The sequence below is a fragment of the Oceanobacillus zhaokaii genome, from assembly GCF_003352005.1.
In the GTDB taxonomy this organism is placed as follows: Bacteria; Bacillota; Bacilli; order Bacillales; family Amphibacillaceae; genus Oceanobacillus; species Oceanobacillus zhaokaii.
Window position 1 is genome coordinate 162,813 of the sequence record NZ_CP024848.1, and the last position, 12,175, is coordinate 174,987.

9 protein-coding genes are annotated in these 12,175 nt (G+C 37.8%); all 9 read left to right on the forward strand.

Going from position 1 to position 12,175, the window contains the following annotated elements:
- Positions 1–34: 34 nt before the first annotated feature.
- The 9 genes from CUC15_RS00890 (at position 35) to CUC15_RS00930 (ending at position 12,063) form a co-directional block, all read left to right on the forward strand.
- Entirely contained in the window at positions 35–1,045 is a 1,011-nt protein-coding gene (locus tag CUC15_RS00890; protein ID WP_114914932.1) for a Gfo/Idh/MocA family protein, read from the forward strand.
- The gene (locus tag CUC15_RS00895) at positions 1,042–1,902 is read left to right on the forward strand and encodes a sugar phosphate isomerase/epimerase family protein (protein WP_114914933.1); all 861 of its coding nucleotides are present in this window, start codon (positions 1,042–1,044) and stop codon (positions 1,900–1,902) included. Before CUC15_RS00890 ends, CUC15_RS00895 begins: the two co-directional genes overlap by 4 nt.
- A 479-nt stretch (positions 1,903–2,381) precedes the next feature.
- Complete coding sequence (locus tag CUC15_RS00900; RefSeq protein WP_114914934.1) at positions 2,382–3,458, forward strand: Gfo/Idh/MocA family protein; 1,077 nt, start codon at positions 2,382–2,384, stop codon at positions 3,456–3,458.
- Between the two features lie 459 nt (positions 3,459–3,917).
- Complete coding sequence (locus tag CUC15_RS00905; RefSeq protein ID WP_114914935.1) at positions 3,918–5,180, forward strand: nickel pincer cofactor-dependent isomerase, group 22; 1,263 nt, start codon at positions 3,918–3,920, stop codon at positions 5,178–5,180.
- Positions 5,181–5,222: 42 nt separating this feature from the next.
- Positions 5,223–5,993, forward strand: a complete 771-nt coding sequence (locus CUC15_RS00910) for an SDR family oxidoreductase (protein WP_114914936.1) — start codon at positions 5,223–5,225, stop codon at positions 5,991–5,993.
- An 85-nt stretch (positions 5,994–6,078) separates the two neighbouring features.
- Positions 6,079–7,554, forward strand: coding sequence for a gluconokinase (locus CUC15_RS00915; RefSeq protein ID WP_114914937.1), 1,476 nt, complete (start codon positions 6,079–6,081; stop codon positions 7,552–7,554).
- A 106-nt stretch (positions 7,555–7,660) separates the two neighbouring features.
- Positions 7,661–9,034, forward strand: coding sequence for a hypothetical protein (locus tag CUC15_RS00920; protein ID WP_114914938.1), 1,374 nt, complete (start codon positions 7,661–7,663; stop codon positions 9,032–9,034).
- 80 nt (positions 9,035–9,114) lie between these two features.
- Complete coding sequence (locus tag CUC15_RS00925; protein ID WP_114914939.1) at positions 9,115–10,287, forward strand: GNAT family N-acetyltransferase; 1,173 nt, start codon at positions 9,115–9,117, stop codon at positions 10,285–10,287.
- Between the two features lie 414 nt (positions 10,288–10,701).
- On the forward strand, positions 10,702–12,063 hold the full coding sequence (locus CUC15_RS00930; protein ID WP_114914940.1) for an MFS transporter: 1,362 nt from the start codon (positions 10,702–10,704) through the stop codon (positions 12,061–12,063).
- Positions 12,064–12,175 lie beyond the last annotated feature (112 nt).

Consider the following 12,175-nt stretch of genomic DNA (forward strand, 5'->3'; position numbering starts at 1 on the left):
GATATAGGTTAGCTTTCAAAGGAGGCTTAAGTCCATGCTAAATATCGCGGTTATTGGACTTGGTGATATTTCTAAAATCCATTTACCAGTTATCCAGGAAAATCCAAATGTAACATTGGCTGCAGTATGTGATATTGATGAAACATTAAGCAGCACGGTTCCAGGAGTAAATTTCTACACGGATTACCATGAGATGCTGGCGAAGGAAGAATTGGACTGTGTTCATATTTGTTTGCCACATGATCAACACTACCCAGCTACTAAAGCATGTGTGGAAAATGGTGTTCATGTATTTCAGGAGAAGCCACTTGCTAGAAGTGCAGAAGAAGGAATGTTTATCGTCGATCTTGAAGAACAATATCCCGATGTTAAAATCTGCGTGTCCTTCCAAAATCGCTTTAATGAAACCTTTGAAAAAATGCAAGAAATGATCGACAGTGGCGAATATGGGAAAGTTACAGGTCTAAAAGGGCTTGTAACGTGGTACCGGGCAAAAGAATATTACGACGCAAAACCGTGGAGAGGCATTATGAGACAGGCTGGTGGAGGCGTGATGATTAATCAGGCAATCCATACTTTGGATCAGATGCAGTTGATCGGTGGAGAAGTAGACACAATTAGAGGATCCATTGACAATCTCGTTGATTACGGTTATGAAGTGGAAGATACGGCAACAGCAAATATCCAATTCAAAAATGGTGCTACTGGTTTGTTTTTTGCAACTGTAACGAATGCAGTCAATTCATCTGTCGAATTTCAAGTGATTCTCGAAAAAGGGAAATTAACAATTAAAGATAGCGTTCTCACGAAAACAAATGAAGAAGGTAAAAAGGAAAAGGTGATTGAGGACGCGAAGCTGCCAGGTGCGAAATTCTACTATGGGGCAAGCCATTCTAAACTAATCAATCATTTCTATACTTGTATTGAAGAAGATTCACAGGATTATATCCATGCAAGAGATGCACAAACATCAATGGAAATGATAAGTGCAATTCGCAGATCTTCGGAAATCAAACAAACAATTAAAATGGAGGTATACAAATGACTACAGGTAAAATCGGCGTACAAATGATGATGCTTAAAGGTAAAGTAGAAGAAATCGGTGCATATGAAACGATGAAGAAGCTACATGAACTTGGTTTCGGTGCTGTAGAAGTATCGCAAATTCCAATGACAGAAGAAAACGTTGCAGAATTAAAACGAGCAAGTGAAGAATTTGACATTAAAATTGCTGCTCTTTCAGCTGGATTAGAACCAATGCTGCCAGGTGCACCTGGGGAAACACTAAGCAATGACTTCGATAAGATTGTGAATGACTGTAAAACATTAAACTGTAATTTCATTCGGATCGGTATGCTTCCGTTAAACGTAATGGGTGATAAAGATCAAATCCTGGCATTCATCGAGCGAGCAGAAGCAATGGCAGAAAGACTAGCAGAGCATGGAATTGAATTATATTACCATACACATCATATCGAGTTCCAAAAATTTGATGGAGAATTCTTATTAGACATTATGAAAAACAATACATCGAAGCTTGGTTTCGAATTAGATGTTCACTGGATTCAACGTGCTGGGGTAAACCCAATTACATTTGTAAAAGAATATAAAGGACGTATCGCTTTATTACACTTGAAGGACTATCGTATTGGCAAACTAGAAGTCAATGAAGACGATCTTAAAGATATGGGCAAATTCTTCAATAAGTTTACAAACTTAATAGAGTTCGCTGAAGTAGGCGAGGGAAACCTCGACATTAAAGGCGTAATCGAAGCAGGACTTGAGAGTGGTGCTCAATACTTCCTAATTGAACAAGACGACACATACGGAAGAGACCCATTCGACTGCCTACAAACATCAGCAGAAAACCTACGCAAATTAGGATATGCTGACTGGTTTTAAGAAATAGTTTCTATTTTTGAGTGAGATAGTCTACTTTCTTAGTTAGGTAAGTGATGGATGAAAATTGTCAGTTGATATTAAGTACAAGCTAGAAAAAATTGTGATTTGAAATTTGGTTGGTAGTTTTTTATCACTTGAATGTCCGTTCCTTGCGCTAAATTAACGACAATCGTTAGTGAGTTTGCCATCCTTCTGTTGTTAATTACTGCACAATCCCAGCGGAAGAAATACACGAAGACTCCTGCGGGAAGAAGAGCCTAGGTGAGACTCTGAAGTGCGTTAGCGCAAAGAGGCTCGCCAGCTCCCCGCGGAAAGCGAAGTGTATTTCTGTAGCGACCGGCCGAAGAGCCCTAGCACATTAAACTAGTTCTCACTTTAGATCGATTGCAATAGACCACTTAAAAATAGAAGTGAATAGAAATCGGTCAGAAGCCGATTTCTATTTTCATGTAAAATATCAATCAAGGAGAGTCGATAAAATGAGCAATAAAGACGGAATGAATTATGCTCCAAAAGGGAAGCCAAATCCAGTCGTTAAAGAGGGAGAATTCCAAATAGCAGCAGCGGCATTAGACCACGGTCATATTAACGGAATGTGTAACGGGTTAGTCGAAGCCGGTGCAACATTAAAATGGGTATATGACCCAGACCAAGAAAAGGTCAAAGCCTTTGTCGAACAATTCCCAGGTGTAGAGGTTGCCGAGTCATTGGAACAAATCTTAAACGATGACTCGATTAAATTAGTTGCAGCTGCAGCAATCCCCTCGGAAAGAAGCGCGCTAGGCAATAAAGTAATGGAAGCTGGTAAAGATTATTTCACAGACAAAACGCCATTCACAACACTTGCTCAATTAGAGGAAACGAAGCAAGTAGTGAAGCGTACAGGACAGAAATACATGGTATATTTCAGTGAACGACTCCATGTAGAAGGTGCGGTATTTGCAGGGCAATTAATTAAAGACGGGGTAATTGGTCGTGTCATCCAAGTGACAGGATTTGGCCCACATCGATTAAACGCAGATACTAGACCTGATTGGTTCTTCAACAAGGAACAATATGGCGGTATCTTATGTGATATTGGCAGTCACCAAATTGAACAGTTTTTACACTTTACTGGGAATGAAGATGCAAAGCTGTTACATAGTAAAGTAGGAAACTATAATAATCCAGAGTATCCAGAATTAGAGGATTATGGTGATGCAACATTAGTTGGAGAAAACGGTGCAACATTCTTCTTTAAAGTTGATTGGTTCACACCAGATGGACTGAGTACTTGGGGCGATGGTCGTACCTTTATTACGGGAACTGAAGGAACGATTGAGATTCGTAAATATGTGGATGTAGCACGTGAAGAAACAGGAGATCATCTCTATTTAGTTAACAAGGATGGTGAGAAGCATTATTCTCTATCAGGTGAGGTAGGCTTCCCGTTCTTTGGCGAATTGATTAAAGATTGTATCAATCGTACAGAAAATGCAATGACACAAGAGCATGCATTTAAAGCAGCAGAGCTATGCTTAAAAGCGCAGGACGAGGCAGTAGTAGTAACAAAATAATCTGACATGATGCCCTGAAATGGTTTGGATATTATTTCAGGGCAACATGTTTGTATCTAGAATCCCAAATCTTAATGCCTCCCCAATTTTTGGTATTTATTTTTCGGAAAAGACAACGCTTTCTCTTGACGAAGTGTAGTACAAATGATAATCTTAAATTATTAATTTGTTTATTAAACAAATTAAAAGATTTGCTATGAAAGAAGCATTAGTGAAATCGCTTTAGTAGTTAAGAGAATAAAATGACTTTCTGAATACATAAGTGCAACTAAGATTTTGACCCAAGGGTTTTATAAACCTTAGTTTTCTAATGTGAATGAAAGCCAGAATGTCTTAAATTTAAAAGTAAATTATTGTTTGTTGTAAGGGTAAACTATCTTTTCGTAGGGAATTATAGATATAATAGAGCCAGATATGTAAAGTAAATGTATTCATAAAAAAAGGAGTGGGGCATAAGCTATGGGCATTCTACAAGAATTATTGCAGGACATTCCTGTTCCAAAGATGGTAAAAGTAAAGCAAACCTTCGACAAATCACAAGTAGAAGATGTTGGCGGCACTTTAAAGGCAGAGTTGGAAAAAGTAAAAGATACGGTAACGCCCGGAATGGAGATCGCAATTGCGGTTGGAAGCAGGGGAGTCGATCGAATTGTTGAAATTACAGCAATTACGGTTCAATTCCTAAAAGATTTAGGTGCGAAACCATTTATCGTTCCAAGCATGGGAAGTCATGGAGGTGCAACTGGACCAGGGCAAAAAGCGGTTCTTGAGCATCTTGGCGTGTCAGAAGAAAGCGTTGGCGCAGAAATACGCTCTTCAATGGAAGTAATAAAGCTTGGTGAATTACCAAATGGTCTGCCAGTTTATATTGATAAATTGGCTTCTGAAGCAGATGGAATCGTCGTTATTAATCGCGTGAAACCACATACTGCCTTCCGCGGTCATGTGGAAAGTGGAATTATGAAGATGATCAGTATTGGTCTAGGGAAACAAAAAGGAGCAGAAGCATGCCATCAATTAGGATTTAAGCATATGGCAGAGCATGTTCCAGCAATGGCTAAACTAGCAATGGAAAAAATGCCTATCCTATTTGGTGTTGCTACGGTAGAAAATGCATTCGACAAAGTTGCTAAAATAGAAGTACTTAAACCTGAAGAAGTAGAAGAAAAGGAAACAGAGTTACTTAAGCTAGCAAAAGACTTGCTGCCGAAACTGCTATTCGATCAAATTGATGTACTTGTAATCGATCAAATTGGTAAAAATATCAGTGGGGATGGAATGGACCCGAATATTACGGGAAGATATCCAACACCGTATGCACATGGTGGACCAGATGTAACGAAAATGGTTGTGCTTGATTTAACACCACAAACGGAAGGTAATGCAAATGGAGTTGGAACAGCAGATTTCACAACACAACGACTTGTTGACAAAATGGACCGGGATGCAACATATGCGAATGGTTTAACATCTACAGTTGTAGGACCAACACATATTTCCACAACATTGCCGACAGATAAACAAGCAATTCAAGCAGCAATCAAAACATGTAATATTTTAGATTTCACAAAGGCTAAAGTTGTTCGGATTAAGAACACACTTGAAGTGAGTGAAATTGAGGTATCAGAATCGTATCTTGATTATGTGAAAGAGCATGCAAATATCGAACAGATCTCTGAACCATATGCATTCGGTTTTGATGATGAAGGAAACTTATTCTAAATCATTTATTACTAGCAAATATAACAATAAGGGGAATTATCAATGACAAATTTATTCGATCTAACTGGTAAAGTAGCAGTTGCAATTGGCGGAAACAGTACATTAGGAGCTTCAATGGCAAAAGGACTTGCTGAGCAAGGTGCAAAGGTTGCGATTGTTGGTCGTAATTTAGAAAAAGCAGAAGTAGTAACGAAGGAAATCATCGACGCTGGCGGTGAAGCTAAATCATTCCAAGCAGATGTAAGTGATCTTCCTTCTGTTGAGCGTGCTGCGAAAGAAATTGAAGCATGGGCAGGCGGCTGGGATATCGTCCTAAATGCACCCGGTAAAAACAGCTCTACACCATTCTTGGAATTGGAAACAGATGAATGGGATGACATCATGGATGTTAACTTAAAAGGGTTAGTATTCTCAACACAAATTTTTGCAAAACGTATGATTGAACAAGAAAGAAAAGGAAGCATTATTAATATTTCTTCTGTTTCTTCTAACCCGCCATTATCAAGAGTATTTACGTATTCTGCATCTAAAGCAGGTGTAAACAGTGTTACACAATATTTGGCTAAAGAATTTGCTCCACATGGCATTCGGGTAAATGCGATTATTCCAGGATTCTTCCCTGCAGAGCAAAACCGTAAAATCCTTGATGATGCAAGAATTGAATCAATCATGAAACATACACCAATGGAACGCTTCGGTGAGCCAGAAGAGTTACAAGGTGCAGCAATTTACCTTGCTTCTGATAAAGCATCTGGTTTCGTTACTGGAACGTTCGTACGTGTAGATGGCGGTTATGGAAGTATGACAATCTAAATAGTATAATAATACATGATATGAAAGGCTTTGGAGTAAGCTCCAAAGCCTTTTCTAAAGAATCGTGACAAAGGAAGAGGTAGCTATGGGTAGAGAATTAGCAATCGGACTTGATATAGGAACAACAAGTGTCAAAGCGGTAGTATTTGATTTAACGGGGAATTTAATCGCAGAGGCAGAAGAAATGGTAACGACAAACTATCCTAATCCTGATTGGACAGAGCAGGATCCTCAGGAAGTGGAGAGAGCATCAGTAAAAGTGATGAAAGAAGTAATTGAAAATGCAAAGGCAGAAGCAGACGAATTACTAACCGTCGGAATTTCGTGCGCGATGCATTCGATTATTTGCATGGACGAACAGAATGAGCCTCTTTCACAAATGCTTATTTGGTCAGATGCGAGAAGCAGTGAGCAAGCGGAAGAGCTTTTACAAAATGATGGGCTGGACATTTTCTCTCGCACTGGTACACCAATTCATCCGATGTCACCATTACTTAAATTGATCTGGATGAAAGAAACCAATTATGAACCCTATCAAAGAGCGGCATACTTCATGTCAATGAAAGAATATTTATTACAAAAATGGTTTGGTAAACGTGTTGTTGATTATTCTATGGCTTCTGCAACAGGATTACTAAATGTGAAGAATCTCGAATGGGACGCGGAAACGCTAGCTATTGCGGGTATTACTAAGGAACAATTATCTGAGATTGTTCCGCCAACAGAGATATTGACGAATATTGACGAAGCAGTTGCGAAAGAAATGGGTATATCTAGAGAACTTCCTTTCGTAATCGGTGCGGCTGACGGACAATTGGCGAACCTTGGTAGTGGGGCAATTTCACCTGGTGAAGTAAATGTATCTGTCGGCACAAGTGGTGCCATCCGTCAATTTATTGAAGGTGCACCTGTAAATGAACAGATGGAAACCTTTACGTATGCATTTTCAGATGATACATCAATCATTGGTGGTCCAACAAATAATGGCGGGATTGCTTTACAGTGGTTCAAAGATCTAATTGGCTTTAGTGGTTCACATGATGAATTACTCGCTGGGGCGAAAGAGGTAGAAATTGGTTCGAATGGAATTATCTTCTTGCCTTATGTAAATGGGGAAAGAGCTCCAATTTGGAACGGTCGGGCAAAAGGTAATTTCTATGGATTAAGCGTTGAGCATCATAAAGATCACCTAGCACGCGCAGTTTTAGAAGGAATAACCTTTAACATATATCAAATTGGTAAATCATTAGAGAAAATTGCTGGAGAACCTAAGAAAATTAGTGTTAATGGTGGTCTATCTAAATCGCAACTTTGGGTACAAATCATGGCCGATGTATTCGGACAGGATATTTATATCTCGGATACGCATCATAATGCAGCATGGGGCGCAGCGTGGACAGCTCTTGTAGGGATTGGAAAAGCAGAGTCCTTTGAAGCGATAAAAGAAAACCTGCCAGCTGAAAAGGTGACCCATCCAAATATGGAAAATCATGAATTGTATTTGAAGGTATATGAGAAATATGAGAAGCTAGCGAAGGATTTAGCGGTGTATTTTGATTAAACTAATGGCTTTTATTAATAGGAATATTAAAAGGAACGAACCGATAGTAGTTGGATTCGTTCCTTTTCTCATAATGAAGTAGAACTGCAATAGGGGGGGGGAGAAGATGAAACAGTATACAATTTTTCGCTATCTTTATATCTATTATTCTTTTGTATTTATCCTTCATATCATAAATGTGTTCTTAGAAAGTGAGATATTAAACTATATCATAGGTATTTTAGCAATTATCATGCTGGCTGTATCATTCTCTGGTGCTACTCGACTGTTTAAGCTACTTGGCAGTATATTTATTGCGATAGGAGGAATAGTCTTCTTTGGATCTGGACAAGATTTCTGGATGATACCTACGTTTTTAACTTCTAACATGTCGCTTTTGACGCTGCTCGCCATGTTACCGTGGATGAATAGCGTAGTAAAGAGCGGAAGGTTTGATAGGAGTTTAAATCAATTATTGAATGCTGATGCATCAGACTTAGGAAAACTGTATCCGGGTAGTTCTTTTACTACGCTTACGTTAGCATCATTCTTAAATTTATCAGCTGTAACAATTTCCCAAGATGTATTAAACAATACGTTACGAAAGCTTAATAAAGAAGTTCGGAACTCCTTTATTAGTACAGCGACATTAAGAGGTCATACAATGGCACTCTTATGGAGTCCGTTAGAAATATTAGTTGCTCTTACCATTTTTCATACTGACGTTGAATACGTTGTGTTGTTACCGTGGCTACTCCTTATTGTAGTCATTACATTTTTTCTTGACTCTCTTTGGGGAAGGATGCATTACAAGAAGTATACATATGAAAATAATGTCTCAATCAAACAAGGTGTTGTTAATCGAAAAGCGTTAATCAAAAAAATACTTCACTTGTTAGCAGCGCTTGCACTATTTCTAATGCTAGTTATATTCTTCGGTATAATTTTAGACTTGGACTTTATCTTTACTGTGACGATTCTCATCATTCCATTTTCATTTTGTTGGGCCCTGTTAATGAAAAGAACTCGTAGTTTTTGGGCTTTAGGATGGGGCACTTGGAAGACTTCTACGAACACAATGCAAAATTTTGTTGTACTGTTTATATCACTTGCTTTTTTCGCGAATAGTATTAACGAGACGTCATTTCTAAACTTTATTCAAAAACCAATACTAATTTTCGCAGATTATCCATTGCTAATCTTCTTTATTATTCAACTTATTTTTATAACAATGAGTTTATTTGGTGTTCATCCAATCGCCACAATGGGTATATTAAGTGGCGTAATCATAATGTTGCTCGATTTTTTGAATCCACTAAGCTTAGCAATAGTGCTAGTAACTAGTTCAGTATCAACAGTAACTGTAGGAAGTTACGGATTGATTGTGCAGATTACCACGATGAATACAGGACAGAATCCATATCAGATTACATTGAAAAATCTACCATACGCTCTAGTTTTGGGTGGAATTGGATCAGTTATCGCTTATTTATTATTATAGAAATTATTTTATCCTTAGTTTTCTCTAAAAATCTCTAGTATTATAAAGACAGATAGAATAATGAACTGGGGGAGATATTATTGCAGCAAATCAAACAGTTAAGTGAAGCTGATTATGATGAAGTTTCTGCTTTATCGCAATTTGCCTTTCAATACGAGCTATCAGAAGACGAATTAATAAAAAACAAAGAAGAAGTGGCGAGACATACAATCTGGGGATGGATTGAAGAGGATAAACTAGCAGCAAAAGTCCATGTAATCCCACTTTCAGTATTAATTAATGGTCAACCCTTTAAAATGGGTGGTGTAGCTGGAGTGGCAACTTGGCCAGAATATCGGCGAAGCGGAATCGTTAAGAAGCTTCTCTTCCATGCATTAAAGGAAATGAAAAAAGATGGACAAATCGTGTCCTATCTCCATCCATTTTCGATTCCTTTTTACCGAAAGTTTGGTTGGGAAGTAGGTTTTAACGATAAGAAGTACATCATCCCCATCGAAAGTTTGAAAAGAAAATGGAACGTAGATGGTTATGTTCGAAAGGTGCCTGCAACAAATAAGGTTTTACAACGCATTTACGGAAATTTTGCCAAAAATTATAACGGAGCCTTGATTCGCGACGAAAAATGGTGGGAACAGCGTGTATTAAATGATAAATCGAATATTGTCGTAGCTTATAATCATGACGATTATGCGGTAGGATATTTGATGTATCATGTTAAGGAAAACGTACTAACTTTGAAAGAAATGGCATACGAAACGCTTGATGGCTGGAAGCAACTTCTAGAATTTATTGGGAATCATGATTCGATGGCAAAGGAAGTTCGAATGACAGTCCCTGAAAATGATCATTTGCCGCTATTACTGGATGAGCCGAGATTCGAACAGAAAATCGAACCTTATTTTATGATGCGGATTGTTGATGTACCAGCCTTTCTAAAAACCTATCCTTTTTTGAAGCATTCGACGAAAGGGACAGTCACCTTGCATGTAGTTGATTCCTTTCTGGAAGAAAATAGTGGCTCATATCAGCTAACCCAGATTGGTTCTGAAACAGAGGTCCACTACAAGCCACTACAAGAAGAAGCAGAGGATGGAATTTATTGTTCCGTCCAATATCTTGCACAAATGCTCTTCAGTTACAAGCGGCCATTAGAGTTATATCAACTCGGACTAATTCAAGGAGTACAAAAGGATATCGAGCAGTTTGATCATTTGATACCAAAGCAACAAACCTTGCTTACAGATTTCTTTTAGCAGCGAATGGAGTATAACGATTTGCTCATGGGTTGTAGACTTATATAAACGACGGCGATATAAGAGGACTATTTTTTGAAAGTCGTTTTTTTAATAGATAGATTCTAAATACGATAGCTATTTGGAATCTATTTTTTTTTGAGAAGTTTGTCGAAAAAGGTTGATTTTATTAACGCTTACATATAAAATAAAATTATAAATTTAGTTTGTTTATCCAACAAACTATATATTCTAATAATTTTAATTAAAGTTACTCGATATAATTACGTGTGAAAAATCTAATAAATGATAACGGTTTATTAAAATAGAAGGTGAAATGGAAAAGAAAATCTCGCATTGTATAAGCGGCAAATAGTATAAACATTACAAAATGTAAGCGGATATAGTGATATATTAGTAATTCTGGGAGGGAACATGATGCGTCCATTTGGTATGCGTGATAAACTTGGTTATTTGTTTGGTGATTTTGGAAACGATTTCTTCTTTATGTTAGCAAGTTCTTTCTTAATGGTATATTATACAGATATTTTTGGAATTAGTGCGGCTGTTGTAGGGGGGCTATTTGCAGTTGCCCGATTATGGGATGCAGTTGCCGATGTTGTGTGGGGCAGATTTATTGACTCGAGAAAATCTGGAAAACACGGGAAATTCAGACCATGGATATTCCGAATGTCCTTCCCGCTTGTTTTCTCTGGGGTATTAATGTTCGTTTATATTCCAGGTATGTCGGATGGATTTTATTTGGCATATGCATTTGTAACATACATTTTATGGGGAACACTTTATAGTACCGTTAATATTCCATACGGATCGATGGCTTCCGTTATAACCGGAAATTCGGTAGAACGTACGGCATTATCCTCTTATCGTGGTTTGGGAGCAGCATTAGCAGGTATTATTGTAAACGCTGTTACACCATTAATCGTATTTAAAAATAATGAGGCTGATGCAGGTGGTTTCTTAACAGCAGCAATTATCTTTGGGATTCTTGCAATTGCATGTTATATGGCTTGTGTAGGATTAACAACAGAGCGGATTGTAGCGAAAGAGAACAATAGTGAGCAGGTTAGCTTACGCGCAACAGTTAAAGGGCTTGGAAAAAATAAACCCCTAATTGCTATTTTGCTAGCATCACTTCTTTTCATGGTAAGTATATTGTTAATTGGTACTGTAAATATTTATTTGTTTAAAGATTACTTTAGTAATACGGCAGCATTAAGTGTTATTGGTGTGATTCAAACCGTAGCAATGATCGTCGCAATGCCATTTGTGAAACCTTTAGTTTCTCGGTTTGGTAAAAAAGAAACAGTATCAGCAGGGATACTGCTTTCCACTGTTAGTTATGGTATTTTATATTTATTACCAAATGTAACAACGACCGGGTTCATCGTTATTGCAGCGTTTGGTATGTTCGGCTTTGCATTCTTCAATCTCGTAGTTTGGGCATTTGTAACAGATGTTATCGATTATCATGAGCTGATTACAGGGTTACGTGAAGATGGAACAGTTTATTCGATTTACTCGTTCGCGCGTAAAGTTGGTCAAGCAATTGCAGGCGCAATAGGCGGTACAGCAATAACTTTGGTAGGTTATGATCCTGATCTTAAAATACAAACAGAGGCGGCCCTTGATGGAATATATAACCTAGCAACACTTGTACCAGCAATAATCTTTTTAGTAGTATTCTTAATTCTAGTATTCTTATATCCATTGACTAAACAGCGTGTAAGCAAACTCTCAGCTGATTTAGCAGAGAAGAGAGAAATGGAAAAATAATATAGAAATATCGATATTTCTATATCTTACACCCCCTTTACTATTGTCTAAAGCAGGCAGTAGTAAAGGGGGTGAATTTATTTTTCATAATTTTAGAAAAAAGTATTGCTAT

What these genes read in the sequence shown, in the direction of transcription:
- CUC15_RS00915 (WP_114914937.1), top strand. Translation starts at nt 6,079, where the DNA reads ATGGGTAGAGAATTAGCAATCGGACTTGATATAGGAACAACAAGTGTC.
- CUC15_RS00920 (WP_114914938.1), top strand. Translation starts at nt 7,661, where the DNA reads ATGAAACAGTATACAATTTTTCGCTATCTTTATATCTATTATTCTTTT.
- CUC15_RS00910 (WP_114914936.1), top strand. Translation starts at nt 5,223, where the DNA reads ATGACAAATTTATTCGATCTAACTGGTAAAGTAGCAGTTGCAATTGGC.
- CUC15_RS00905 (WP_114914935.1), top strand. Translation starts at nt 3,918, where the DNA reads ATGGGCATTCTACAAGAATTATTGCAGGACATTCCTGTTCCAAAGATG.
- CUC15_RS00930 (WP_114914940.1), top strand. Translation starts at nt 10,702, where the DNA reads ATGATGCGTCCATTTGGTATGCGTGATAAACTTGGTTATTTGTTTGGT.
- CUC15_RS00895 (WP_114914933.1), top strand. Translation starts at nt 1,042, where the DNA reads ATGACTACAGGTAAAATCGGCGTACAAATGATGATGCTTAAAGGTAAA.
- CUC15_RS00900 (WP_114914934.1), top strand. Translation starts at nt 2,382, where the DNA reads ATGAGCAATAAAGACGGAATGAATTATGCTCCAAAAGGGAAGCCAAAT.
- CUC15_RS00890 (WP_114914932.1), top strand. Translation starts at nt 35, where the DNA reads ATGCTAAATATCGCGGTTATTGGACTTGGTGATATTTCTAAAATCCAT.